This is a genomic window from Streptomyces sp. NPDC052682, from assembly GCF_040678435.1.
In the GTDB taxonomy this organism is placed as follows: Bacteria; Actinomycetota; Actinomycetes; order Streptomycetales; family Streptomycetaceae; genus Streptomyces.
Genome location: NZ_JBFATS010000019.1, coordinates 1 through 25,789, shown reverse-complemented (window position 1 = coordinate 25,789; position 25,789 = coordinate 1). Strand labels below are relative to the sequence as shown.

The following is a 25,789-nucleotide window of genomic DNA, read 5'->3' as shown; positions in this document are numbered from 1 at the left end:
GTAGAGGATTGTTCAACGATCCCTCAATACCCATGTTGGTTCGTTCTTGTCATGTGGGATTAAATTCCGGCATGGCAGAGCAGTTGAGGGATCTGGCCGACGACCGCGCGCTCCTCGGGCGCACGAGCACCGCCGAGCGGGTGTCGGACATCCTGCGGAGCCGGATCGCCGAGGGCTACTTCCCGCCCGGGACCCGGCTGTCGGAGGACAGCATCGGCGGTGCGCTCGGCGTGTCCCGCAACACCCTGCGGGAGGCCTTCCGGCTGCTCACCCACGAACGCCTGCTCGTCCACGAACTGAACCGGGGCGTCTTCGTCCGGGTCCTCACCGGCGAGGACGTCGAGGACATCTACCGCACCCGCCGCCTCGTCGAGTGCGCCGTCGTGCGCGGGCTGGGGGATCCGCCGTACGCCCTCGACGCCCTCGCCCGGGTCGTGGAGGAGGGGCGGCGGGCGGCGCGCGACGGCGACTGGAAAGCGGTGGGCACGGCCAACATCCACTTCCACCGGGAGCTGGTCGCGCTCGCCGGGAGCGAGCGCACCGACGAGCTGATGCGCAGCGTCTTCGCCGAACTGCGCCTGGCCTTCCATCTGGTGGACGAGCCGCGCAAGCTGCACGAACCGTACATCACGCGCAATATCGCCATCCTCGAGGCGTTGCAGGCCGGCCGGCGGGACGAGGCCGAGCGGCTGCTCGCGGCGTACCTCGACGACTCGCTGGAACGGGTGGGGGAGGTGTACCGGCGCAGGGTCGGGCAGGACTCGGGAGCGTGAGCGCCCCGGTGTGACGGCGGTCGGGTGGGGCGGCGTCTGCGTCGTTTGGGTCGTTGTCAGACCGAGGACCTAGTCTGTGCACCGTGACTTCGCCTGCATCGACGGACAGCGTTCCGCCCCAGCTCAGCGCGGGGCCGCGCCCCGCGCCGGGGCCGGCCGCCGACGAGGGACTGGCGCGCCGGCTGCGCGCGCTCGCCTGCACCGCGCCGCTGCACGACCTCGACGCGCGCAAGGCCAACCTCGCGGGTGAGTACTCGGTCTACGGCATGGCGGAGATCGCCCTCGCGGCCATCGACCTGGTCACGCTGAACATGGACTTCGACACCGGCGCCGACCACGACCAGATCGTCGCCCGGCTCATCCCGCGCATCGCCGCCCAGGCACCCCAGCGGCCCGCCGCCGAGCACGAGCGGGTGGCCCGCTGGGTCCTGGAGAACCTGATCAACGTCGGCAGCGTCGACCGCGGTTTCCGCGCGGTGTACGGCACGTTCGGGCCGGACGGCACCTATGTGCGCCGCGACTACGACTTCAAGCTCATCGAGGAGGTCCCCGGCCCCGGCGGCACGGTCTACCTCCGCACGACGGACGAGGCGGTCAACGTCCTCGTCGGCGCCCTCGACACCGACGTCACCAGCGCGCAGATCGCCGCCGAGGTCAAGCTGGAGGTGCTGATCAGCCGCGGCCGGCTCGCCGACGCCCAGCTCGCGGCCGAGCAGGCCCGCTACCGGACCGTGCAGTACTCCGAGACCCTGCGCAAGGCCCTGGAGGCCACCCGGCGCAACGTGCGCGCGGTGGACTGGCTCAACGCCGTGCCCGACATGATCGCCGAGGCGCTCGACCACGTCGCCGACCGGTACCGGCACGAGAACGCGATCCTCACCAACATCCGCAAGGCCCGCGACGAGTCCGAGGACCCGGAGCACAAGCGGCGCGCCGCCGAACTGGTCGACATCGTCAAGGACTGCATCCGCCGGCACACCCAGCTGCAGTCCCGGCTGCTGGAGGCGGGACCCCTGTTCCGCGCCGAGCAGGACCGGCAGGCCTTCGCCACGCCCGCGAACACCTCCGGGATCGACCTCTACGGCCAGCTCGTCGCGCCCGTCCTGCCCCTGCCGGTGGCCCAGGCCGTCCGGGTCACCGACGCGTTCTTCGCCCACGGCACCGGACTGCGCACCCCGGTGTCCGTCCGGGTCGGCGACCTCGTCGACCTGCTGCTGACCCCGCCCGTGGAACGGGAGCACCTGGGCGCGGAGATGCCCGAGCCGGACCTGATCGCCACGCCGGACGACAGCCGGTTCAGCGAGGAGCAGCTCGCCGCCGCCATGGAGCTGCTGGACCTTCCGGCGGACGCGCCCCGGCGGCTGTCGGGGCTGCTGGCTCAGGCCCGCCGCCGGGACCCCGATCTGCCGTACCTCGTCGCCCTGCTGGCGATCCACGCGGCCAGTCCGCCGGTCGGGACCGCCTACCGGCAGGGCGAGGAGAAGCTGTTGTTCGCCGTGGACGACGGCACCGAGCTGGACGATCCCGAGTTCGGCGGGGCCGACCTGATCGTGGGGACGGCGCTGCTCGACGCGGCCGGGATGGCCGCGGACAGGACGGAGGCCGCGTGATGGGTCCGCCGGTGGGCGGCCGCGCGTCCGCCGTGGCCGGCCGCGCGGTTCCCCCTGCCTCTGGGGGAGTCGCGCGCGCCTTGGCGGGAGTCGCCCGCGCCCCAGAGGGAGTTGTCCGCACAGTCGTCGTCAAGACCGAGGAGTTGTGTCCGTGAGCGAGCACGTCGAGTGGAGCGAGCCGGAGGGCCCGGCCCCGTCGGCGTCCGCCGCCGTCACCCCCGCCGACGCCGCCGACGCGGCGCGGCTCGTCGCCTTCGGGCTCCAGCCCAAGCTCCAGCCCGCCCGCGACCAGGAGTACGCGGACCTGCTGCGCCGCTACCGCGAGGACCCGCCGTTCGCCCGGCTCGCCGACGCCGTGGCCACCGGGCTCGGGCTGATCGTGCTGGAGGTCTCCCCGCGCGCGGGGATGGCCGTGACCGCCGCCGAGGACTCCGTCTTCGCCGTCCGCATGGGGGACTACGCGCGTCGCACCTCCGCCGACTCCGGCGACCGGTTCCTGCACGGACTGGCCCATCTCGCCGTCGCCGCGATGGCGTTCCCGCGCCCCGAGGACCTCGCCGACGACGGCTACATCGGCCGCGTCACGGTCAACGGCGTCGACGCCTTCGTCCGGCAGGCCTGCCGACGGCTGGAGGAGCGGGCCGCCGAGCAGGGGGAGAACACCGACCCGGTCACCGACGCGCCCGGCCTGGAGGCCGCCTGGCGGATCTGGGCCAGACGCAGCGCGACCGGCGCCACCAAGGACGCCCGCCGCCTCGCGGGCTCCACCACCGGCATCGTCGCCAAGGCCGTCGCCTTCCTCACCGACTCCGGCTTCCTGCAGCGCACCGGCGACGACAACGGCGGCACGTACCGCACCACGGCCCGCTACCAGCTCCAGGTGCGCGACATGGCCGGCAGCGCCGCCATGGCCGAGCTGCTGGAACTGGGCGTGGTCCCGGTCAGCGACGGCACCCCGACGCTGCTGCCCCCCGAGGACACCGACGACCTGGACCTGGTGGCCGACGCCGGGCTGCCGTTCCACTCGTCCTGAAGCGCCCCGCACCAACGAACGTCCCTGCCCTGCCGAAGACTGACGAGAGTCCGCCATGTACGAGCTGTCCCGGGTCCGCCTCTACTCCATCGGTCCGGCCGGTGCGCGCTACGCCGACACCGTGCTGGACCTGCGGGGCGTGGGCGACGTGGTGCCCGACCCCGCGCCCACCCAGGCGGAGTTCTTCGAGGAGGAGCCCGTCGGGCCGCCGCGCAGGCCCGCGCCGGCCGGTGTGCTCTTCCTGGAGAACGGCGGCGGCAAGTCGGTGCTGCTCAAGCTGATCTTCTCCGTGATGCTGCCGGGTCACCGCAACACCCTCGGCGGCGCCAGCTCCGGCGTGCTGCGCAAGTTCCTGCTCGCCGACGACTGCGGGCATGTGGCGCTGGAGTGGCAGCACGTGCAGACCGGCGAGTGCGTCGTCGTCGGCAAGGTCAGCGAGTGGCGCGGCCGGCAGGTCTCCAACGACCCGCGCAAGTTCGCCGAGGCCTGGTACTCCTTCCGGCCCGGCCCCGGTCTCAGCCTCGACAACCTGCCCGTCGCCGAGTCCACCGCCGTACGGCCGCCCGCCGAGGGCCAGTCGGGCGCGCGGGGCCGGCGCCGCACCATGAAGGGCTTCCGCGACGCCCTGATGGACGCCGGCAAGACCTACCCGCACCTGGAGGTGCACTGGGAGGAGATCCACGAGCGCTGGACCGAGCACCTCGGCGAGCTCGGCCTGGACCCCGAACTCTTCCGCTACCAGCGGGAGATGAACGCCGACGAGGGCGAGGCCGCCGGCCTGTTCGCCGTGAAGAAGGACTCCGACTTCACCGACCTGCTGCTGCGCGCCGTCACCGACACCCGGGACACCGACGGGCTCGCCGACCTCGTCAGCGGCTTCGGCAACAAACTGGGCCGACGCGCCGAGCTGATCGCCGAACGCGACTTCACGGCGGGCTCGGTGGACCTGCTCGGCCGGATCGTCGAGGCCGCCGAGGCGCGCACCCGCGCGCGTGACATCCACGCCGCCGCCGAACGCCGCACCCGCACCCTGGCCCGCAGGCTCTCCGCGCGCGGGGTGCGGGAACGCGCCCGGGCCGCCGACCTGGCCCAGCGGGTCACCGCCGCCGCGTACGCCGTCACCCACGCCGAGGCGGCCCGCGAGCGCAGCGCCCTGATCTCCGCCGAACTCGCCTACCGCAACGCCTCGCTGGCGCTCGCCGCCGCCGAGAAGGCCGCCGCCGCCCAGAAGCGGGAACTCGCCGACGCCCGCACCCTCTACTCCGCCTGGCAGGCGGCCGAGGCCGTGCTGCGCCACCGTGCCGCCGCCGACCGCGTCGCGCGGGTGTCCGCCGCCATCCAGGAGGCCGAGCGGGACGCCGCCCCGGCGCTGGCCGCCCGCGCCAAGGCCGCCGTCGACCTGGTACGCGCCCTGCACGCCGCCGCCGAGAACGCCGAGAACCTCGCCAACGAGGAGGAGGAGCGCTCCGCCGCCCTGCAGGAGGCGAGCGACACCGCCTACCAGGAGTCCACCGCCGCCGCCACCCAGGCGCAGCGCGCCCGCAGCGAGGTCGGGCACCTGCGGCAGCGCCTCAGCGAGGTCGAGCAGGAGACCGCCGAGGCCGTGCGGGCGGGCTGGCTCGACGACAGCGCGCCCGACGCCGACCCGGCCCGGGCGGCCCTGGCCGCGAGCGACGCCGAGAAGACGGCCGTCGCCGCCTGGGACACGGCCCGGGAGGCGGCCCGCCGGGCCACCGAGCACGCGCGCGAGGCGGCCGCCGCCGAGACCCGGGCGGAACTGACCGCCGCCCGCGCGGCCGACGCCGCCACGGCGGCGGAACGGGCCTACCAGGCGGAGCGCCGCACCGCCGAGGCCCTGGCCGGGGAGGAACGGCTGGCGGAGCTGCTGAGCCTGGCCGGTGACGCCCGCCCGAGGATTCCGCAGCCCCGGCAGGACGAGACCACCCCCGACAGCCGCCCGGGCACCGGCGACACTGCCCTCACCCCAGAGGAGCTCGACCGCTTCGCCGACGAGCTGCGCGACCTGCTCGACGGCACCGTCTCCTCCGCCGAACGACAGCTGTTCGACCTGCAGACGGCCGCCGCCGACGACGCCCGGATCCTGTCCGCCCTCGGTGACGGCGGCCTGCTGCCGCCCGGCCCGGACGTCCTCGCCACCGTGGAGTACCTCGGCGAGCACGGCATCCCCGCGCTGCCCGGCTGGCGTTACCTCGCCCAGGCCGTCGACCCCGCCGACCACGCGCGCGTGCTGGCCGCCCGGCCCGAACTGGTCGACGGCGTGATCATCACCGACCCGGACTCCCACGCCCGCGCCCGGGAAGCCCTCGGCGACGCCGCGCTGCTGCCGCGCTCCGCCGTCGCGGTCGGCACCGCCGCCGCCCTGCTCGCCCCCACCCCGGCCCCCGGCACCGACTCCGGGGACGTCTTCCTCGTACCGCCGAACCCGGCCATGCACGACGAACACGCCGCCGACGAGGAGCGGCAGGCGCTGCGGGCCAGGGCGACCGAGCGGGACGAGGAGATCCGCCGGCTCGCCGCCCGGCTCGGCAAGGACCGGGAGCTGGCGGCCCGGCTCGCCTCCTGGCGCACCGGCTGCCCCGCCGGGCGGCTCACCGAGCTGGTGCAGGCCGCGCAGGAGGCCCGGGCGTTCGCTGAAGAGGCCGAGGCCGAGCTGGCCGAGGCGCGCACGGTGCGGGCGGAGGCCGAGGAGGCCGCAGCCGAGGCCGTACGCGTCCGGGACGAGCGGCAGGAGACCGCGCAGAAGGCCCGGCGCGCCGCCGACGCCCTCGCCGGGCTGGCCTTCCGGCTCCGCGAGCGCGCCGGCTGGCAGGCCAGGCTGCGGGAACTGGCCGACGAGGCCGCCGAACAGGAGGCTCGCGCCCAGGCGTGCCTGGAGCGGGCCCGCGCCGCCGACGAGGACCGGCGCGCCGCTCAGCGTGCCGCCGACGACGCCCGCCGCACCGCCCGTGCGCTGCGCGCCGAGCGCTCCGAGATCGCCGGCGCCCCCGACGACGTACCGGAGGACGGGACCGAGGCCCCGAAGGCGTCCCTGCCCGCCCTGCGCGAGGCCTACCGGGCCGCCTCCCAGGTGTACGAGAAGGTCGGTGTCGGCGCCGATCTGCGCGCCGAACAGGCCCGCGCGGAGAGCGACGAGAGCGCGGCGCGTGCCGAGCTGGACCGGCTGAGCAACAAGGTCCGTACGCGCGCGGAGCAGCTCCTGCAGTCCCCCGACGGGTCCGACGGCCCCTCCCGGCAGGCCGCTGCCGCCCGCGCGGAGGAGCTGGTGCAGCTCCTGGAGACCCGGATGTCCAGCGCGAGCGAGCAGCTCGGGCGGCTGCGCGGTGAGGCCGAACGGCACGCACCCGAGGACGGTGAGGCGCACACCGAGCTGCCCGAGGAGCTCGTGCCGCGCGACGCCGAGCACGCGCAGGCCCTGCTGCGCACGGCCCAGGCCGAACTCGCCTCCCGCACCGAGGCGCTGGCCCAGGCCCGTGAGGCGCACGCCGAGCTGCTCGAGGCGCACCGGGCCGCCGAGGACGCGGCGGGCGGCTTCGACGAGATCGCCGCGATGCTCCGCGACCTGCTGCGCGAGCACACCCCGGAGGAGGAGCAGGAGGAGACCGAGCCGTACCCGGGCACCCTGGAGGAGGCCCGCCAGTCCGCCGCCGAGGCCCGCCGCTCCCTGCGCGGCTGCGCCGCCGACCTGTCGGCCGCCGAGGCCGCCGTACGCGAGGCCAGCGACGTCCTCGTCCGGCACGCCAACTCCACCCGCTACGAGCAGGTCCGCACCCCCGCCAGGCAGCAGATCCGCGAACTGCCCGCCTCCGCGCTGCCCGAGCACGCCCAGAAGTGGGCGGACGCCTTCGCGCCCCGGCTGCGGGTGCTGACGGACGAGCTGGCGCAGCTGGAACGCAACCGGGACTCGATCGTGGACCGCCTGCGAGGGCTCGTCGAGTCGGCCCTGGCCACGCTCCGGTCCGCGCAGCGGCTCTCCCGCCTGCCCGAGGGCCTCGGCGAGTGGTCCGGACAGGAGTTCCTGCGGATCCGCTTCGAGGAACCCGACCAGGCCACCCTCACCGAGCGGCTCGGCGAGGTCATCGACGAGGCGACCCGCGCGGCCGTGAAGAAGAACTCCGACCTGCGCCGCGACGGCATGTCCCTGCTGCTGCGCGGGGTCGCGGCGGCGCTCCAGCCCAAGGGCGTGGCCGTGGAGATCCTCAAGCCGGACGCGGTGCTGCGCGCCGAGCGTGTCCCCGTCGGGCAGATGGGCGACGTGTTCTCCGGCGGCCAGCTGCTGACGGCGGCCATCGCCCTGTACTGCACGATGGCCGCGCTCAGGAGCAACGACCGGGGCCGCGACCGCCACCGGCACGCCGGCACGCTGTTCCTCGACAACCCCATCGGCCGCGCCAACGCCACGTATCTGCTGGAGCTCCAGCGGGCCGTCGCCGACGCGCTCGGTGTGCAACTCCTCTACACCACCGGCCTGTTCGACACCACCGCGCTCGCCGAGTTCCCCCTGGTCATCCGGTTGCGCAACGACGCCGACCTCAGGGCCGGGCTGAAGTACATCCGGGTCGAGGAACACCTTCGGCCGGGACTGCCGCAGCAGACCCCTGCCGGGGAGGCGGTGCACAGCGAGATCACGGCGACCCGGATGTACAAGCGGCCTGCTCACGCTGCGACCTGAGCGGGTCCGCGTGCTCCGCGCCGATCACCGTCCGGAAGGGCGCCCGGGGGCGGGCGCCGGGCAGGTGCTCAGGAGTGCGACAGCTGCCCCGCCCCACGCCGCCGGCGTATCCGGTCCTGCGCGCGCTCGGCGGCCCGCGCCTGCCGCCGGGCCCGGCGCCGCTCACGCCGCAGCGCCCGTGCGGTGCTGCTCGGCGTCGACACCACGCCGTGTCGCTGGTTCCAGACCTGGCGCGTCACCCACACGTCCAGCACGCCCCAGGTGGCCACCACGGTGCTGGCCACGCTGGTGATCACCATGGGGAAGGCCAGCCAGGACCCGGCCATCGTGCACAGGAAGGCCACCATGGCCTGAAGCAGCGTCACGGCGATGAGGAGCACCGCCCGGACGGCCGCCGTCCGCACCGGATCCGGCAGCCGGCGCCGCCGCGCGGGCTCCTCCACCCACAGCGGCCGGTAGGACGGCTCCCGGCGTGCCCTGCCGCCGTTTCCGGCGCCGACCGCTTCGCCGCGCGCCGCCGTACCGGCTGCGGACCCCGCTGCCCGCCGGGCGGTCGCCGCCCCTGGTGCACCGGCCGCCGGCTGCCTCGCACGCACGGGCTGCTTCTCATGCGCGGGTATCCGGTGACCGGTTGACTGCGCCTCAGTCGCCCCTCCCGTTCCGGAGGCCGCCGCCGTGGCGGCTGCCCGTCCGCTGCTCACGACCGCCACCGAAGTGTCCCTTCCGTCCACTGCTGCGTGCCCGCCCGTCGAACCGCCGGGACCCGGCGCGGCAAGGCCCCGCCCTGCCGGCACCCGCGCCACCGCACCACCGTCCCCGGGCGCCCCGCGCCGCTCCGCCGTGCCCATCACCGTGTCACTCCCCACCGCCGGCAGACCACCCGCCGGCGTCCGAAGACCCGACTCCCCACTGGCTGCCCGGCTTGCGCTGCTTTACGCCGCCCGGTTGCGGATGCGGCTCCTGCGGCCGATTCCGCCGTCATCCCCTGTGAGCAAGGACGAACGACCCGTCACGAAGATTCCCGCCGAAGGAAAAATTTCGGCCAACAGACCGGACCCGCTGAGGGGATGGGCCCCCACGGTCACCCCTGATTGCGGGTGGCAATCTCCTGCAATGCCCGGACACTTCCCGTTGGCTCGTGGCCGGTACGGAAGTTCGGGTTCCGGACCGCCTTTCGAGATCCCCGCGCGTCGGTAGTAGGCTCGCGCCGTTTGTTGACGTACGTGTGTACCCCCTGTCCGGTCGGGGGGACGAGCTGGGGGAGGCCATGCGCTTTCGCGGGAAGTCCATCCGCCGGAAGATCGTGGCGCTGCTTCTCGTGCCGCTGGTGTCCCTGACCGCGATCTGGACCTTCGCCACGGTGCTGACGGGGCGTGAGGCGAGCGATCTGTTCCAGGTGTCGACCGTGGCCGAGAAGATCGGCTACCCCATCGAGGACACGGTCCGCGTCCTGCAGCAGGAACGCCGTCAGACCCTGGTCTACCTCGCCGACCCCCGGGCCTCCGAGGGGCTCGCCGCGCTGCGGCGCAGCCGGTCCGCCACCGACGAGGCCGTCGCCGGCATCCGCGCGAACGCCGACGACCCGGACGTGCGCGACGCGCTGGGCCAGGACGCCGGGGAACGGCTCGACGCCGTCCTGGACGCCTTCGAAGGCATCGAGTCGCTGCGCCGCAGCGTCGAGGACGGCACCGTCAACCGCGCCAAGGCCCTCGACTTCTACGACCGGCTGGTCGACCCCTGCTACGTCCTGCTCGCCAACCTGCACGTCGTCGACAACGTGGAACTGGACAAGCAGTACCGCGCCCTGGTCAACCTCGCCCGCGCCCGTGAACTGCTCTCCCGGGAGGACGCCCTGCTGGGCTCCGCGCTGATCGTCGGCCGGATCACTCCTGCCGAGGCACGGAAGATCTCCGATCTCGTGGCCCAGCGCGACCTGCTGTACGACGTCAGCCTGCCGCTGCTGCCGGCCGCCGAGCGCGACCGCTACCAGACCTTCTGGGACAACGCCTCCTCCGCTCCGTTGCGCGTGGCCGAGGACAGGGCCCTGTCCGCAAGCTCCGGCACACCGCGCAGCGTCACCGCCAAGAGCTGGGACACCGCCGCCGGGAACGTGCTGGAGGAACTGGGCAACCTCAACGACCAGGCCGCCGACCGCTACCAGGACCGCGTGCGCCCCTTCGCGACGGGCGTCATCGTCAAGGCGGTCGTCGCAGGCGTCCTCGGCCTGCTCGCCCTGCTGCTCTCCCTCTTCCTCTCCGTCCGCGTGGGCCGGACCCTCATCCGCGACCTGCGGCAGCTGCGGCTGGAGGCCCACGAGGCGTCCGGCGTACGGCTGCCGAGCGTGATGCGCCGTCTGTCCGCGGGCGAACAGGTCGACGTCGAGACCGAGGTCCCGCGCCTGGAGTACGCCAAGAACGAGATCGGCGAGGTCGGCCAGGCCCTCAACACCCTCCAGCGCGCCGCCGTCGAAGCCGCCGTGAAACAGGCCGAACTGCGCGCCGGTGTCTCCGAGGTGTTCGTCAACCTCGCCCGCCGCAGCCAGGTCCTGCTCCACAAGCAGCTCACCCTGCTCGACGCGATGGAGCGCCGGACCGAGGACACCGAGGAACTCGCCGACCTGTTCCGCCTGGACCACCTGACCACCCGCATGCGCCGGCACGCCGAGGGCCTGGTGATCCTCTCCGGCGCAGCGCCCTCCCGGCAGTGGCGCAAGCCCGTCCAGCTCATGGACGTCGTACGCGCCGCCGTCGCCGAGGTCGAGGACTACGAGCGCATCGAGGTGCGCCGCCTGCCGCGCATCGCCGTTACCGGCCCGGCCGTCGCGGACCTCACCCATCTCGTGGCCGAACTCCTGGAGAACGCCACGGTGTTCTCCCCGCCGCACACCGCCGTGCAGGTGCTGGGCGAGCGCGTCGCCAACGGCTTCACCCTGGAGATCCACGACCGTGGCCTCGGCATGACGGCCGAAGCGCTCCTGGACGCCAACCTCCGGCTCGCCGAGACACCGGAGTTCGAGCTGACCGACACCGACCGGCTCGGACTGTTCGTGGTGAGCCGCCTCGCCCAGCGGCAGAACGTCCGGGTCTCCCTCCAGCCCTCGCCGTACGGCGGTACCACCGCCGTCGTCTTCGTCCCCGACGCGCTGCTGACGGACGACGTCCCGGACACCAACGGCGTCGGTTTCCGTCTCGACCGTCCGCGGCGCGCCAAGGACGGCGAGCCGCGCGAGGGCCGCCGTGCCGCGCTCTCCCACGTTCCCGGGGAACTGCCCGGCCTGCCCGCCTCGCTGCTGGACGGCCCGGTGGAACTGGAGGTGCCCGTCGATCTCGACGCCCTCGGTGACATCCCCGGCGCGCTGGACGACCAGGACGGCGACCACGGCGGTCTGTTCCGCCCCCGCCGGCCCGGCGCCCGCGCCGACGACGCAACCCGCCGCCGCACCCCTCACCAGCAGCCCTCCGACTCCGGTGGCGGGCCGGACCGGGCCGCCGCGGAGGACGAGGTGGACGCACCGGTCCCGCTGCCCCGCCGCAGCACTCCCAAGCTCGTCAGCTCACACGGCCGCCCGGTCACCGAACAGCGCGCCCGGCGGGACAGGGACGGCGAGGGAACCGCGGCGGGCGTGGACCGTACGGAACCGGAAGCCCCGCTCCCTCTCCCGGCCCGCCGCCGTGGCACCGACCCCGCGACCGGCCGGGGGGCGAGCCGGCCAGGACCGGAACCGGCGTCCCCGCCGCCCTCCCGCCGCGCCGGAGCCTCCGCCGACGACCGCGACGCGCGCGGGACCGGGCCGGACTCCGTCGCTCCGCTCCCGGTCCGCCGCCGGACCGGGACCTCACCGGCCGGGCGCACCACCGACCCGGCGCCCACGAACCCGTCCGGGACCGGCTCCGCACCGCTGCCCCGCCGCGTCCGGCAGGCGAACCTGGCCCCGCAGCTGAGACAGGGCCCCGTCCGGCGCGTAGAGGACAGAGCCGACCCGGCCGAGCGGGACGCGGAGGAAGTACGCAGCCGTATGGCCTCGCTCCAGCGCGGCTGGCAGCGCGGCCGTGCAGAGAACGCCGCGGGCGACGACGCCCACAGCGGCACAGCACCACGAGTAACGACGAAGGGGGACGGTCGATGACCGCACCGAAGACGACCGGCCACACCGCCACCGACAAGGGCGAGCTGAACTGGCTCCTCGACGACCTGGTGGACCGCGTCGCGAGCATCCGCAAGGCCATCGTGCTCTCCGGCGACGGCCTGCCGACCGGCGTGTCCAAGGACCTGACCCGCGAGGACAGCGAGCACCTGGCCGCCGTCGCCTCCGGGTTCCACAGCCTCGCCAAGGGCGTCGGACGCCACTTCGAGGCGGGCAACGTCCGGCAGACGGTCGTCGAACTCGACGACGCCTTCCTGTTCGTGACGGCCGCCGGCGACGGCAGCTGCCTCGCCGTCCTGTCCGACGCCGACTCGGACGTCGGACAGGTCGCCTACGAGATGACCCTCCTGGTGAAGCGGGTCGGCGTGCATCTGGGCACCGCCCCGCGCACCGATCTGCCCGCGGGCGGGTAGTGGGATGGCATGAGCACAGACGGTCAGCGAAGAAGCCACTGGTTCGACGACGAGGCAGGACCGGTCGTCCGCCCGTACGCCATGACGCGCGGCCGCACCACCAGCCCGGGCCAGCACCGTCTCGACCTCATCGCGGTGGTCGTCACCGAACCCCACGTGGAGGACCCGGAAGCCGACCCGACGCTGTCCCCGGAACACGTGGACATCGTCGAACTGTGCCGTGACACCCCGCAGTCGGTCGCCGAGCTCGCCGCCGAACTCGACCTGCCGATCGGAGTGGTACGGGTCCTCATCGGGGACCTCGTGGACGCGGAACTGGTTCATGTGAACCGGCCCGTGCCCCCCGCCGAACTGCCGGACGAGAGTCTTCTCCGCGACGTGATCAACGGCCTGAGAGCGCTGTGAACGGCGTGGCAGCGCACCCATCAAGCAGGAGAACAGATCGATGATCTTCGGGCGTTCTGAGCGCGGCAAGCCCCCGGTCGAGCCGGTCACGCTCAAGATCCTGGTGGCCGGCGGGTTCGGCGTGGGCAAAACCACCCTCGTCGGCGCGGTCAGCGAGATCAGACCGCTGCGCACCGAGGAAGTGCTCACCGAGGCCGGCCGTCCGGTGGACGACCTCAGAGGGGTGGAGGGCAAGCGCACCACCACGGTGGCCATGGACTTCGGCCGTATCACGCTGCGCGAGGACCTGGTGCTGTACCTCTTCGGCACGCCCGGCCAGGAACGGTTCTGGTTCATGTGGGACGAGCTGTCCGAGGGCGCCCTCGGCGCCGTCGTGCTCGCCGACACCCGCCGGCTGGAGGACTCCTTCGCCGCCGTCGACTACTTCGAGCGGCGTTCCATACCGTTCCTGGTCGGCGTCAACTGCTTCGAGGGAGCCGCCCGCTACCCGGTGGAGGACGTCCGCCAGGCCCTCGACCTCGACCCGGACGTACCGCTGCTGATGTGCGACGCGCGCGACCGGGAGTCGGTCAAGGAGGTGCTCATCGGCGTCGTCCAGCACGCCATGACCCAGGCGGCGGACCGCCGCCAGACCGTCACCACCTGACCCACACCCCCGCCGACCGGGCTACGACCCGCGCCCCCGCCGACCGGGCAGGGCCCGCCCCTCCCGCCAACCGGAGCATGGGCCATGCCCGGATACCAGCTCGCAATTCCCCGTGCGCGGATCACGCCGACCCGGCCGGGTGGGGATCGTTCCCCGGCACGTGGGGGCGCGTACGGGCGACCGCTCGAGGATGCCCCCACCGCATCAGAAGCCGGCCCCCCGCACGCGTGCGTGCCCGGGAGCACCTCCGCGGGGGTCGCCCGCACCCGGCCCGCCAGGCGATGCGGTGGTGCCGGGGAACGATCCCCGCGGTCACCCGGCCCCACCGCGACGCGTGTGCACAGGACCCCCGCGCAACCGCCCGAACCCGCCGCCCCCCCCGCGGGCCCGCACCACAGCCACCCCCGCTCCTGCCTAAAAGCACGACGCCCGCGTGCCGCAGCGAGCACGGCTGCCTCCGGCAGCCGGCCCACGGTCGGCACGCGCCCGCGTGCCTAGCTGCTCTCGCCGTCCTCCTCCCAGCCGAAGCTCCTCTCCACGGCCTTGCGCCAGTTGTGGTACTCGCGGTCCCGTACCGACGCCTCCATGGCCGGTGTCCACTCGACGTCCTTCTGCCAGTGCGCCTTGAGCTCGTCGAGGTCGTTCCACACGCCCGTGGCGAGCCCGGCCGCGTACGCGGCCCCCAGGACGGTGGTCTCGGAGACCTTGGGCCGGACCACCGGTACGTCGAGCACGTCCGCCTGGTGCTGCATGAGCAGGTTGTTCTTCGTCATGCCGCCGTCGACCTTCAGGGTGGTGATGTGCACCCCGGAGTCCTGGTACATGGCGTCCACGACCTCGCGGGTCTGCCAGCTCGTCGCCTCCAGCACCGCACGCGCGAGGTGCGCCTTCGTCACGTACCGGGTCAGCCCGGTGATGACACCGCGCGCGTCGGAACGCCAGTACGGCGCGAACAGCCCGGAGAACGCCGGCACGATGTACGCGCCGCCGTTGTCCTCCACACTCGCCGCCAGCGGCTCGATCTCGTCGGCGGTACGGATGATGCCGAGCTGGTCGCGGAACCACTGCACCAGCGCGCCCGTGATGGCGATCGACCCCTCCAGGCAGTAGACCGGCGCCTCCTCGCCGATCTTGTACCCCATCGTGGTCAGCAGCCCGCTCTTGGACGGCACCGGCCGGTTGCCGGTGTTGAGCAGCAGGAAGCTGCCCGTGCCGTAGGTGTTCTTGGCCGTGCCGACGTCGTAGCAGGCCTGCCCGAACACGGCCGCCTGCTGGTCACCCAGCGCGGAGGCGACGGGCACGCCGCCGAGCTGGCCGACAGCGGTGCCGTACACCTCGGCCGAGGACCTGATCTCGGGCAGCATCGCCTCGGGGATGTTCATCGCCGAGAGGATCGAGGAGTCCCACTGGAGGGTCTCCAGGTTCATCAGCATGGTGCGTCCGGCGTTGGTCACGTCGGTGACGTGTTTGCCGCCGTCCGTGCCGCCGGTGAGGTTCCAGATCAGCCAGGAGTCGATCGTGCCGAAGGCGATCTCGCCGCGCTCGGCCCGGGCCCGGAGGTCGGGCACGTTGTCGAGCAGCCAGGCCGCCTTGGGCCCGGAGAAGTAGGTCGCCAGCGGCAACCCGGTCTGCTCACGGAAACGGTCCTGCCCGTCCGAGCCGCCCAGCTGGTTGCACAGGGCCGCGGTACGCGTGTCCTGCCACACGATCGCGTTGTGCACGGGCTTGCCGGTGGCGCGGTCCCACAGAACGGTCGTCTCCCGCTGGTTGGTGATGCCGAGCGCGCTGAGCTGGTCGGCGCGCAGCCCGGCCTTGGCGAGCGCCCCGGCGACCACCGCCTGGGTCTTCGACCAGATCTCGGTGGCGTCGTGCTCCACCCAGCCCGGCTTGGGGAAGATCTGGCGGTGCTCGCGCTGGTCGACGGCGACGATCGCGCCGTTGTGGTCGAAGATCATGCAGCGGCTCGACGTGGTGCCCTGGTCGATCGCTGCGACGTACTTCTCGGCGTTGTCCGTCATGGCTACCCCTTGGGCTGGGTTCAGAAGGCGGCGTTGTAGATGAGACCCGACAGCGCTCCGCCGATCAGCGGGCCGACGACCGGGATCCAGGCGTAACCCCAGTCGGAGGTGCCCTTGTGGGGGATCGGGAGGAAGGTGTGCACGATGCGCGGCCCGAGGTCGCGCGCCGGGTTGATGGCGTAGCCGGTCGGCCCGCCGAGGGAGAGTCCGATGCCCACGACGAGCAGTGCGACGATCAGCACGAGCAGGCCGGACTCGCCGAGTCCCTTGGTCAGTCCGAACGCGAGGATGGGCAGGACCAGCCCCATCGTCGCGATGATCTCCGTGAGAAGGTTGGCGACCGGGTTACGGATCTCCGGGATCGTGGAGAAGATGCCGAGCGTCGGCACCGGCTCGTCCTCCGTGCCCTCCGTGGTGCCCACCTCCCTGACGTTCGCCCTGAACTGGGCGAAGTAGACGAGGTAGCACAGGACGGCGCCGAGCATCGCGCCCACCATCTGGCCCAGTACGTAGACCCAGACCTTGCTCCACTCGCCGGTGTCGATGGCGATGCCGAGGGTGACGGCCGGGTTGAGATGCCCGCCGGACAGGGGCGCGGCGGTGTACGCGCCCGCCAGCACGCCGAAGCCCCAGCCGAAGGTGATCACGATCCACCCGGAGGCCCGCGCTTTCGAGTATCTGAGGACGACAGCGGCGACAACGCCGGTGCCGAACAGAATCAGGATCGCCGTACCGATGATCTCGCCGACGAATATGTCTCCGTTGCTCATGGCGGCTCCTAGGCCCTGGCCCGGGACGTCGGCCCCGGTCCTCCGTGCGAGGTGCGGTTCCCCTGGCGACTTCAGCCGAGGCCGGGGAGCACCGCGCCCCGCCCGGCGTCCGTGACGAGCGTGCCGTCGCAGCCGAATCGCCCGTGGGGGAAGGGCCTTGGCGCAGATGGGCCCGTGTGGCGCTGTGCCGGATACGCCGAATTTGTACGGCGATGTCGACTGACACCGGAAGTGTTCACCGGCACCCAAGGGGCGTCAAGGTGGCCGACGCCGACGGTTGAGAGCGGAAGGACGGCCGCTTTTTTCTCAGGTTCGCACGCACAGCCGTTCATCGCCTGCCAAGCCGGACCCCGCGAGTCGCTCACCCCCTCGCCCCTCGGGCCCGGTTCATGAGACGTTCACGCAGCATTCCGTCTCGGTCACTCAGCGTAGAACCGAACCCTCTCGCTCTCCCGATCGGATACAGTCCGCCGCGTGTCCGAAACTCAGCACTCCAGTTCCAACCCCGTGCCGAACTCCCACTGTTCGAGCTGCGGCGCGCCCTACGAAGAGGGCGTCTCCGGATGGCCCCGCACCTGCCCGGCCTGTGGCACCGTGGCCTACCGCAACCCGCTGCCGGTAGCGGTCGCCCTCCAGCCCGTGTACGACACCAAGGGCACCGCCCTGGTCGTCATCACCCGGACCATCGCTCCGGCGCGCGGCGGCACCGCCCTGCCCGGCGGCTACGTCAACGACCGTGAGGACTGGCGGCAGGCACTCGTCCGCGAGCTCAAGGAGGAGACCGGCATCGACGCCGCCGGCCGCGACGTACGGCTCGTCGACGCGATGAGCTCGCCCGACGGACACCTGCTGCTCTTCGGGCTGCTCCCGGAACGCCCCGCCGACGGCCTGCCGCCCTCCGCCGCCACGGACGAGACGGAGGGCTGGCACCTGCTGCGCAGGCCCGAGGAGCTCGCCTTCCCGCTGCACACCCTGGCGGCACGGGCCTGGTTCGAGGGCCGCTACGTCTGAGGCCGGCGCTCCCGGAGCCCCCGGACGCGCACCGGGTAGGGCGGCTCGCCCGCGCCGTCCTCGCCCTCCCGCTCGACGACCACCCGCCCGCCCTCCCACCGGACGCCGTAGCGCTCGATCTCCGGTTCCTCCCAGCCCTCGCCCGCGTCCGGCACGACCAGCCCGCCCCCGCCGCGCCCCGGCGCCGGCGCCCACACCTCCAGTTCCAGCCCGCCGTCCTCCCCGCGCACGGGAAGGACGGCACCCGCACGCGCGAACACCGGTATCCGCGCCAGGGGAGCGTCGACCAGCACCTGGGCGGGCCCCTCGTACGCCCGCCCGGTCGCCGTGTCGTACCAGCGCCCCCGCGGCAGCTGCACGGCACGCCGGTCCGCGCCCGGATCCAGCACCGGCGCCACCAGCAGACAGTCACCCAGTAGGAAGGCGTCCTCGCAGTCCCGCAGCGCCCGCTCCTCGGGCGCCGACCACCACAGCGGCCGCACGTACGGCGCTCCCGTACGCCGCGCCAGATGCGCCAGCGTCAGGAAGTACGGCAGCAGCCGCCGGCGCTCCAGCAGCGCCATGCGCGCGTGCTCCAGCACCTGCGGACCGAACTCCCACGGCTCCCTGCGCCCCGCCCGCAGACTCGCGTGCGTACGGAACAGCGGCAGGTACGCGCCCAGCTGGAACCACCGCAGATACAGCTCGGGCGACGGGTCCCCGTCGAAGCCCCCGACGTCCGGCCCCGAGTACGGGACCCCGCACAGCCCCAGCCCCAGAACCAGCGCCAGCGACGCCCGCAGCCCCGGCCAGCCCGTGGCCACGTCACCCGACCACGTCCCGCCGTACCGCTGCATGCCCGCCCACCCGGAGCGCGAGAACACGAACGGCCGCTCCTCGGGCGCCAGTTTCCTCAGCCCCTCGTACCCGGCCCTGGCCATGCACAGCGCGTACACGTTGTGCGCCTCACGATGGTCACCGCCGCGCCCCTCCAGGGCGTGCCGGGCCGAGCGCGGCAGCGTCGTCTCCCCGAAGGCCGCGAAGGAGGTGGGCTCGTTCATGTCGTGCCAGAAACCCGAGAACCCCTGCGCGAGCCGCTCCGCGTACAGGCCGCCCCACCACTCCCGCACACGCGCGTGCGTGAAGTCCGGGAAGACCGCCTCCCCTGGCCACACGACCCCGCGCACCACCCGGCCCGAGGCCTCCCGCACGAACGCGTCCTCGCGCGCGCCGCTGTCGTACACCGCGTTGCCCGGCGAGGCCCTGACCGCCGGATCGACGATCGACACCAGCCGAATCCCGTCCCGCAGCAGCTCCTCGGCGAACACCGGCAACTTCGGAAAACGCTCCGTGTCCACCGTGAACACCTGGTGCTCCTCGAAGTGGTCGATGTCCAGGTGGACGGCGTCCAGCGGCAGACCACGCTCCTGATAGCCGGCGACGATCCGCCGCACCTCCTGCTCACTGCCGAAGCCCCACCGCGCGTGGTGGTGCCCGAGCGCCCACGCGGGCGGCAACGCGGGCGCGCCGGTGAGCGAGGCCCAGGTGAGCAGCACGCGCGCGGGGGTGCCCACCATCACCCAGCAGCGCAGCGGACCGCCGTCCATCCGGACCTCGCTCGCCCCGGCCCGGTCATGGCCGGAACCCGCGCCCTCCTCGCCCTCCCGCAGCGTGACCGTGCCGTCCCACGAGCTGTCGTGGAACATGAGATGCGTGCCCGCGTCAGCCACCACCACCTGCACCGGCATCGTGATGTACAGCGGATCGTCTCCGGGAGCGAAGGCGCGGCCGGGATCGGTGTTCCACAGCCGGTACGTGCCGTCCCGCAGCCGCGGACCCGCGGCACGCCCGCCGAGCCCGAAGAACCGCGCGTCCGCGGGCACCTCGGACCGCTGCATCCAGCGCGCCGCACCGCCGCCGACCGGTTCCCACCAGCGAGGCGGAAGATCGCGGCGCAGCGTCACCCCTCCGGGGGTGCGCACCTCGACCGCGCCGTGCCGTGAGACGACGACCGTCACCCGTTCGGCCACGACCCGCCAGCCGCCGTCCTTGTCCGGCTCCAGCACCGCCCGCGGATCGGGCTCCGGACAGCGCCCCGCCAACGCGTACGACGGCTCCGGCCCGGCCCCGTCCCAGCCCCAGAACACAGCCCCGTTCACCGTGACCAGGATCCGCAGCTCCGAGCGGCCGAACCGGACGACGCCGCCACCCGGCCCGGGCTCCACCTCCCGCACGGGCCCGGGCACCCGCGCACGCTCGGCCCCCCGCGGCGGCAGCCCCGAGGCGTCCGCACGCCTCCTGCGCCACGCGGCCCGTACGGTCCGCATCCCCTGCGAAACCGCCACCGCACCAACCGCCTTCACCGAACGCACCAGGTCACGACCGTCCATGCTGCTCACCCTGCCACCGCGCGCCCCTGGCACGGGTCTCGTTCAACTGCCGTTCACCCGTGCCCGGGCCACATCTTCACGACACGGACTATGTGGGGCGCTCCCTGGTGCAGGAGTCGATCACGTGGCATCGTCCGTGTCAGCCGCGTCACGCGCACACCCCAGCCCGTGCGCGGCGGACGCACACGACGCGCACAGTCCGGGAGCCGCCCCATGTCGACCGTGAACCCCCAGCCGCTCTGGCAGCCGGATCCCCGGCGCATCACCGACGCTCAGATCACCAGGTTCCACGCCTGGGCCGCGGAGCACCACGGCGCCCCCGCCGACGGAGGCTACCCGGCCCTGCACCGATGGTCCGTCGACCACCTGGACACGTTCTGGAAAGCCGTCACCGAGTGGTTCGACGTCCGCTTCTCCACCCCCTACGCGCGCGTGCTGGGCAACCGCGCCATGCCCGGCGCCCAGTGGTTCCCCGGCGCCACCCTGAACTACGCCGAGCACGCCCTGCGCGCGGCGGCGACCCGCGCCGGCGAACCGGCCCTGCTGTACGTCGACGAGACCCACGAACCGCGCCCCGTCACCTGGGCCGAACTGCGCCGCCAAGTCGGCTCCCTCGCCGCCGAACTGCGCGCCCTCGGCGTACGCCCCGGAGACCGCGTCAGCGGCTACCTCCCCAACATCCCGCAGGCCGTGGTGGCGCTGCTGGCCACGGCCGCCGTGGGCGGCGTGTGGACTTCCTGCGCGCCCGACTTCGGCGCCCGCAGCGTCCTGGACCGCTTCCAGCAGGTGGAACCGGTCGTGCTGTTCACCGTCGACGGCTATCGCTACGGCGGCAAGGAGCACGACCGCCGCGAGATCGTCGCCGAACTGCGCCGCGAACTGCCCACCCTGCGCGCCGTCGTCCACATCCCCCTGCTGGGCACCGAAGCCCCCGAGGGCGCCCTGGAGTGGTCGGCCCTCACGGCCGCGGACACCGAGCCGGTCTTCGAGCAGGTGCCCTTCGACCACCCCCTGTGGGTGCTCTACTCCTCGGGCACCACCGGCCTGCCCAAGGCCCTCGTCCAGTCCCAGGGCGGCATCCTGGTCGAACACCTCAAGCAGCTGGGCCTGCACTGCGACCTCGGGCCCAAGGACCGCTTCTTCTGGTACACGTCGACCGGCTGGATGATGTGGAACTTCCTCGTCTCCGGCCTCCTCACCGGCACGACGATCGTCCTGTACGACGGCAGCCCCGGCTACCCGGACACCGGCGCCCAGTGGCGCGTCGCGGAACGCACCCGTGCCACTCTCTACGGCACCTCCGCCGCCTACGTCATGGCCTGCCGCAAAGCGGACGTGCACCCCTCGCGCGACTTCGACCTGTCCGCCGTCCAGTGCGTCGCCACCACCGGCTCCCCCCTGCCGCCCGACGGCTTCCGCTGGCTGCACGACGAGGTCCGCGACGACCTGTGGATCGCCTCCGTCAGCGGCGGCACGGACGTCTGCTCCTGCTTCGCCGGAGCCGTCCCCACCCTCCCCGTGTACATGGGCGAGCTCCAGGCCCCCTGCCTGGGCACCGACCTGCAGTCCTGGGACCCCAGCGGCAAGCCCCTGATCGACGAGGTCGGCGAACTGGTGGTCACCAACCCCATGCCGTCCATGCCGATCCACTTCTGGAACGACCCCGACGGCCGCCGCTATCACGACAGCTACTTCGACACCTACCCCGGCGTGTGGCGGCACGGCGACTGGATCACCGTCACCTCCCGCGGCTCCGTCGTCATCCACGGCCGCTCCGACTCCACGCTCAACCGCCAGGGCGTGCGGATGGGATCGGCCGACATCTACGAGGCCGTCGAGCGCCTCCCCGAGATCAGGGAGTCCCTCGTCATCGGCATCGAGCAGCCGGACGGCGGCTACTGGATGCCCCTGTTCGTGCACCTGGCCACCGGAGCCTGCCTCGACGACGCCCTGCGGGACCGCATCAACCGGACCATCCGCGAACAACTCTCCCCCCGCCACGTCCCCGACGAGATCATCCAGGTCCCCGGCATCCCGCATACCCTCACCGGCAAGCGCATCGAGGTCCCGGTCAAGCGCCTCCTCCAGGGCACCCCCCTCGACAAGGCGGTCAACCCGGGCTCCATCGACAACCTCGACCTGCTGCACTTCTACGAGGACCTGGCCCGCAAACGCGCCTGACCTGCGGCGGTGGCGCCATGACCGACTCACCGCGCATCCCGTTGTCAGTGCCGCCGGTTACTGTGAGTGAGCATTGATCGACTGTGCAAGGGGGACATCATGGCGCACACCGACCACCACACCCTGCGACGCGTCCTGCGTCGCGAGATCGCGGGCACCATCGGCCTGCTCACCGACGAACACGACTTCCGCGCCATGCGGCGCTACCGCAGCTTCACCTTCGACGACCACGCCACCTACCTCCAACAGGTGGAAGCCGTTCTGAGGACCCGCGCCTCCGAGGGCAACCACACCACGGTCGCCCTCTTCGACCCGGAGGAGTACGCCGAGTACTGCACCCGCGCGGGTCTCGACCCGGACCTGCCGTCGAGCCGCGCACGCTTCACCGCGGAACTCGCGGCGACCGGACCGGCCCTCCCCTACGAGGGGCAGCCACTGGCCGACCTCCTGCCGGCCCTCGTGGACGAAGCCGTCCGCCAGGCGACCTGGGAGTACGCGGCCACCCTCCTGGCCCGGCTGGGCCCCTGCTCCTCATGCGGCGAGGACCTCGGCCGCGCCGCCTTCGTCCGGGCCTCGAAGCTCCTCGCCCGCATCCTCGACACGGCACCACCGGGCCACCGGCACCTCGTCTGCAGCGTCTCCGGACCACCGGAAACCCTCGTGGCCGTCCTCCACGCCGCGGACAGCGACGGCATCCCGGAACCGGACGACGCCGAGGCCCTCGAATTCACCACGGTCCTCGCCGTCGGCCTGGCCACCGACAGCCCCGGAGGCCTGGTGATGAGGACCAGCGCGGCCGGCAACCCGGACCGCATCTACGGCTGGCGCCTGCGAGCCTCCGGCCTGGAACCCCTCACCGCAGCGGAGGTCTTCGACGCCTACTGCACCGACGTCGAGTCCGGAGACCTCATCGCCCCGGAGTCCAACGTCGACTACTGCGCGCCACCCGACCTCGGGCACCAGGACCCGGCCGCGGGGCACTCGGGGCACAACCACTGAAACGCTGAAGGGGCGCTCCACCCAAGTGGAGCGCCCCTCCCGGCCAGAAACCCGGTGACTGCGGTGTCCGGGCCGGCTGCCCGGACTACTCGCCGGACAGCACCGCCTGAGCGGCCTTGCGTGCGTCCTCGGCGCTGTCCGTCGCCCGCGCCGCCGCCGCGGCCCGCTCGCACTGGGCCAGCGTGTACTTCGCGAGCGTGGCCCGGACGTACGGAATCGACGCCGCACCCATGGAGAGAGAGGTGACGCCCAGACCGGTCAGCACACACGCCAGGAGCGGGTCGGACGCGGCCTCACCGCAGACACCACAGCTCTTGCCCTCGGCCTTCGCCGCCTCCGCGGCCAGCGCGACCAGGTCGAGCAGCGCGGGCTGCCACGGGTCCTGCAGCCGGGAGACCGCACCCACCTGACGGTCGGCGGCGAACGTGTACTGCGCGAGGTCATTGGTCCCCAGCGACAGGAACTCGACCTCCTGAAGGATGGAGCGCGCCCGCAGCGCGGCCGACGGGATCTCGACCATCGCACCGAACTTCGCCCGCAGCCCCGCCTCCCGGCACGCGTCCGCGAAGGCCTTCGCATCGGTCCGGTCCGCCACCATCGGAGCCATGACCTCGAGGTAGACGGGCAGCCCCTCCGCCGCCTTCGCCAGCGCCGTCAGCTGCGTACGCAGCACGTCGGGGTGGTCGAGCAGCGTGCGCAGGCCACGCACGCCGAGCGCCGGGTTGGGCTCGTCGGCCGGGGTCAGGAAGTCCAGCGGCTTGTCCGCACCGGCGTCCAGCACCCGCACGACCACCCGGCCCTCGGGGAACGCCTCCAGCACCTGCCGGTAGGCCGCGATCTGCTTCTCCTCGGACGGCGCCTTCTTGTTGTCGTCCAGGAAGAGGAACTCGGTACGGAACAGACCGACACCCTCGGCCCCGGCCTCGACCGCGGCAGCCACGTCCGAGGGACCGCCGATGTTGGCGAGCAACGGCACCTTGTGACCGTCCGCGGTGGCACCCGGCCCGGTCGACGCGGCCAGCGCGGCCTTGCGCTCGGCGGCCGCCGCCCGCAGTTCCGCCTGCTTCTCCTCGCTCGGGCTGACGAAGATCTCGCCGGTGCTGCCGTCGACGGCGATCACCGTGCCCTCGGCGAGCTCACCGGCCCCGGGCAGCGCCACGACGGCCGGTACCCCGAGGGCCCGCGCCAGGATCGCGCTGTGGCTGGTCGGCCCCCCTTCCTCGGTGACGAAACCGAGCACCAGAGCCGGGTCCAGCAGCGCGGTGTCGGCAGGCGCCAGGTCACGGGCGACCAGGACGTACGGCTCGTCACTGTCCGGGACACCCGGCATCGGAACCCCGAGCAGACGAGCGACGATACGGTTCCGCACGTCGTCGAGGTCGGCCACTCGGCCGGCCAGGTACTCACCGGCACCGGCGAGCAGTTCGCGGTACGCGGCGAAGGCGTCGTACACCGCGCGCTCGGCCGTACTGCCGACCGCGATGCGCCGCTCCACATCCGCCATCAGCTCGGGGTCCTGGGCCATCATGGCCTGCGCCTCGAGCACCGCCTGGGCCTCACCCCCGGCCAGGTTGCCGCGCGCCGTCAGATCGGCCGCCACAGCCTCCACTGCCTGGCGGGCGCGCCCCTGTTCGCGCTCCGCCTCTTCCGCGGGTATCTGCTTGGCCGGCGGCTCGAGCACCGCCGTTCCCATGTGCCGAACCTCGCCGATCGCCACACCGTGGCTGACGCCGACGCCTCGCAGCGTTGTCTCCATCTCACCCGTCTCCGATAAGGCGGCGGGCCCCGCCGCCGCGTTGGTTGTTGCTGTGCGCCGTCTTACGACGGTGCTGGTGTCACTTCCAGAGGAAGAGACTGTCGCCGGACTTCACGTCGCCGTCGTCACGGAGATCGGAGAGGGCCTCGGCGGTGGCCTCCAGAGCCACGACCGGGCACACCGGGGACTTGCCGGCGGCCTCGACGGCTGCGGGGTTCCAGCGCACGATGCTCTGACCACGCGTGACGGTGTCGCCCTTGTTCACGAGCAGCTCGAAGCCCTCGCCGTTGAGCTGCACGGTGTCGATCCCGAGGTGGGTGAGCACGCCGTGTCCGCTCTCGTCGACCACGACGAACGCGTGCGGGTGCAGGGAAACGATCACGCCGTCCACGGGCGCGACCGCCTCGGAAGGCTCCCGCACGGGGTCGATGGCGGTGCCCGGGCCGACCATGGCCCCGGAGAAGACCGGATCCGGCACGGCGGCCAGTCCGATGGCGCGTCCTGCCAGCGGGGACGTCACGGTGGTCATGGGAAGCCTCCCAGGAGTGGAGATCTACAGGGGCCGTCGCTGCCGGTCCCGGACGGGACGCTGCGCAGCAGCGTATGTCATAGGACGTACCGGTTCGCGTGAGAGGTCAGCATAGAGGTCTAGACCACATCTGTCATGGATTTGCACCGGCTCTGCGGCCCCGTGTACAGTCGTACTCCTGCTTGGGGATGAGCGACGCACCTTGGCGTCCTTGCCCGGCAGCAACCCAACTCGCCAGATCCTATCTCGGGATCACGTTCCTGCATGCCTGCGGGAGGGTGGTCAGAGAGCCGGGAAAACGCTGGTAGAGTTGGAAACACCGAAGGGAAGCGCCCGGAGGAAAGCCACGAGAGAGTCTCTCGGGTGAGTACGAAGGAAGCGTCCGTTCCTTGAGAACTCAACAGCGTGCCAAAAGTCAACGCCAGATATGTTGATACCCCGT

Annotated in this window: 17 protein-coding genes; 11 read left to right on the top strand and 6 right to left on the bottom strand. The window is 72.9% G+C overall.

Annotated elements, in window-relative coordinates; all coding sequences use genetic code 11:
* Window positions 1-71 precede the first annotated feature (71 nt).
* From AB0K80_RS26895 to AB0K80_RS26880, 4 genes are all read left to right on the top strand, one after another.
* Window positions 72-773, top strand: a complete 702-nt coding sequence (locus tag AB0K80_RS26895; protein WP_365673919.1) for a GntR family transcriptional regulator — start codon at window positions 72-74, stop codon at window positions 771-773.
* A gap of 83 nt (window positions 774-856) precedes the next feature.
* Window positions 857-2,383, top strand: coding sequence for a hypothetical protein (locus tag AB0K80_RS26890; RefSeq protein ID WP_365673917.1), 1,527 nt, complete (start codon window positions 857-859; stop codon window positions 2,381-2,383).
* 151 nt (window positions 2,384-2,534) lie between these two features.
* Window positions 2,535-3,416, top strand: coding sequence for a hypothetical protein (locus AB0K80_RS26885; RefSeq protein WP_365673915.1), 882 nt, complete (start codon window positions 2,535-2,537; stop codon window positions 3,414-3,416).
* A gap of 55 nt (window positions 3,417-3,471) precedes the next feature.
* Window positions 3,472-8,106: a hypothetical protein gene (locus AB0K80_RS26880; RefSeq protein WP_365673913.1), complete on the top strand. Its 4,635-nt coding sequence runs from the start codon at window positions 3,472-3,474 to the stop codon at window positions 8,104-8,106.
* A 68-nt stretch (window positions 8,107-8,174) separates the two neighbouring features.
* On the opposite strand, the gene AB0K80_RS26875 is transcribed toward AB0K80_RS26880, so the two are convergent.
* Window positions 8,175-8,702 carry a hypothetical protein gene (locus AB0K80_RS26875; protein WP_365673910.1) on the bottom strand — a complete coding sequence of 176 codons (528 nt, stop codon included), beginning with the start codon at window positions 8,700-8,702 and terminating at the stop codon, window positions 8,175-8,177.
* A gap of 671 nt (window positions 8,703-9,373) precedes the next feature.
* Here AB0K80_RS26875 and AB0K80_RS26870 point away from each other — a divergent pair.
* Genes AB0K80_RS26870 through AB0K80_RS26855 form a run of 4 tightly spaced genes read left to right on the top strand, consistent with a single transcriptional unit; the run spans window position 9,374 to window position 13,714 of the window.
* Window positions 9,374-12,232: a nitrate- and nitrite sensing domain-containing protein gene (locus AB0K80_RS26870; RefSeq protein WP_365673908.1), complete on the top strand. Its 2,859-nt coding sequence runs from the start codon at window positions 9,374-9,376 to the stop codon at window positions 12,230-12,232.
* A complete protein-coding gene (locus AB0K80_RS26865) occupies window positions 12,229-12,663 on the top strand; it encodes a roadblock/LC7 domain-containing protein (protein ID WP_365673906.1) in 435 nt (144 codons plus the stop codon). The genes AB0K80_RS26870 and AB0K80_RS26865 overlap by 4 nt, the downstream gene beginning before the upstream one ends.
* A gap of 9 nt (window positions 12,664-12,672) precedes the next feature.
* Window positions 12,673-13,068, top strand: a complete 396-nt coding sequence (locus AB0K80_RS26860; protein WP_365673904.1) for a DUF742 domain-containing protein — start codon at window positions 12,673-12,675, stop codon at window positions 13,066-13,068.
* A gap of 40 nt (window positions 13,069-13,108) precedes the next feature.
* Window positions 13,109-13,714, top strand: coding sequence for an ATP/GTP-binding protein (locus AB0K80_RS26855; RefSeq protein WP_365673903.1), 606 nt, complete (start codon window positions 13,109-13,111; stop codon window positions 13,712-13,714).
* A 494-nt stretch (window positions 13,715-14,208) separates the two neighbouring features.
* Here the strand turns inward: AB0K80_RS26855 and glpK are convergent, their stop codons facing one another.
* Window positions 14,209-15,732: a glycerol kinase GlpK gene (gene glpK / locus AB0K80_RS26850; RefSeq protein ID WP_365673902.1), complete on the bottom strand. Its 1,524-nt coding sequence runs from the start codon at window positions 15,730-15,732 to the stop codon at window positions 14,209-14,211.
* Between the two features lie 20 nt (window positions 15,733-15,752).
* Window positions 15,753-16,502, bottom strand: a complete 750-nt coding sequence (locus tag AB0K80_RS26845) for an MIP/aquaporin family protein (protein WP_365673900.1) — start codon at window positions 16,500-16,502, stop codon at window positions 15,753-15,755.
* Between the two features lie 474 nt (window positions 16,503-16,976).
* Between AB0K80_RS26845 and AB0K80_RS26840 the strand changes: the two genes are divergently transcribed.
* Entirely contained in the window at window positions 16,977-17,513 is a 537-nt protein-coding gene (locus AB0K80_RS26840; protein ID WP_365673898.1) for an NUDIX domain-containing protein, read from the top strand.
* Here the strand turns inward: AB0K80_RS26840 and AB0K80_RS26835 are convergent.
* Entirely contained in the window at window positions 17,504-19,882 is a 2,379-nt protein-coding gene (locus tag AB0K80_RS26835; RefSeq protein WP_365673896.1) for a glycoside hydrolase family 31 protein, read from the bottom strand. The genes AB0K80_RS26840 and AB0K80_RS26835 overlap by 10 nt on opposite strands.
* 213 nt (window positions 19,883-20,095) lie before the next feature.
* Between AB0K80_RS26835 and AB0K80_RS26830 the strand changes: the two genes are divergently transcribed.
* Together AB0K80_RS26830 and AB0K80_RS26825 are read left to right on the top strand one after the other, a co-directional pair.
* Window positions 20,096-22,063 (top strand): acetoacetate--CoA ligase, encoded by a 1,968-nt coding sequence (locus AB0K80_RS26830; protein ID WP_365673894.1) that lies wholly within the window; start codon window positions 20,096-20,098, stop codon window positions 22,061-22,063.
* A gap of 99 nt (window positions 22,064-22,162) precedes the next feature.
* Window positions 22,163-23,062, top strand: a complete 900-nt coding sequence (locus AB0K80_RS26825) for a hypothetical protein (protein WP_365673892.1) — start codon at window positions 22,163-22,165, stop codon at window positions 23,060-23,062.
* Window positions 23,063-23,147: 85 nt separating this feature from the next.
* Here AB0K80_RS26825 and ptsP read toward each other — a convergent pair whose 3' ends face one another.
* Window positions 23,148-24,818, bottom strand: a complete 1,671-nt coding sequence (ptsP, locus tag AB0K80_RS26820) for a phosphoenolpyruvate--protein phosphotransferase (RefSeq protein ID WP_365673890.1) — start codon at window positions 24,816-24,818, stop codon at window positions 23,148-23,150.
* 79 nt (window positions 24,819-24,897) lie between these two features.
* Complete coding sequence (locus AB0K80_RS26815; protein WP_365673888.1) at window positions 24,898-25,347, bottom strand: PTS glucose transporter subunit IIA; 450 nt, start codon at window positions 25,345-25,347, stop codon at window positions 24,898-24,900.
* Window positions 25,348-25,789: the final 442 nt, after the last annotated feature.

What these genes read in the sequence shown, in the direction of transcription:
- AB0K80_RS26895 (WP_365673919.1), top strand. Translation starts at nt 72, where the DNA reads ATGGCAGAGCAGTTGAGGGATCTGGCCGACGACCGCGCGCTCCTCGGG.
- AB0K80_RS26880 (WP_365673913.1), top strand. Translation starts at nt 3,472, where the DNA reads ATGTACGAGCTGTCCCGGGTCCGCCTCTACTCCATCGGTCCGGCCGGT.
- AB0K80_RS26870 (WP_365673908.1), top strand. Translation starts at nt 9,374, where the DNA reads ATGCGCTTTCGCGGGAAGTCCATCCGCCGGAAGATCGTGGCGCTGCTT.
- AB0K80_RS26865 (WP_365673906.1), top strand. Translation starts at nt 12,229, where the DNA reads ATGACCGCACCGAAGACGACCGGCCACACCGCCACCGACAAGGGCGAG.
- AB0K80_RS26860 (WP_365673904.1), top strand. Translation starts at nt 12,673, where the DNA reads ATGAGCACAGACGGTCAGCGAAGAAGCCACTGGTTCGACGACGAGGCA.
- AB0K80_RS26855 (WP_365673903.1), top strand. Translation starts at nt 13,109, where the DNA reads ATGATCTTCGGGCGTTCTGAGCGCGGCAAGCCCCCGGTCGAGCCGGTC.
- glpK (WP_365673902.1), bottom strand. Translation starts at nt 15,732, where the DNA reads ATGACGGACAACGCCGAGAAGTACGTCGCAGCGATCGACCAGGGCACC.
- AB0K80_RS26845 (WP_365673900.1), bottom strand. Translation starts at nt 16,502, where the DNA reads ATGAGCAACGGAGACATATTCGTCGGCGAGATCATCGGTACGGCGATC.
- AB0K80_RS26835 (WP_365673896.1), bottom strand. Translation starts at nt 19,882, where the DNA reads ATGGACGGTCGTGACCTGGTGCGTTCGGTGAAGGCGGTTGGTGCGGTG.
- AB0K80_RS26830 (WP_365673894.1), top strand. Translation starts at nt 20,096, where the DNA reads ATGTCGACCGTGAACCCCCAGCCGCTCTGGCAGCCGGATCCCCGGCGC.
- AB0K80_RS26825 (WP_365673892.1), top strand. Translation starts at nt 22,163, where the DNA reads ATGGCGCACACCGACCACCACACCCTGCGACGCGTCCTGCGTCGCGAG.
- ptsP (WP_365673890.1), bottom strand. Translation starts at nt 24,818, where the DNA reads ATGGAGACAACGCTGCGAGGCGTCGGCGTCAGCCACGGTGTGGCGATC.
- AB0K80_RS26815 (WP_365673888.1), bottom strand. Translation starts at nt 25,347, where the DNA reads ATGACCACCGTGACGTCCCCGCTGGCAGGACGCGCCATCGGACTGGCC.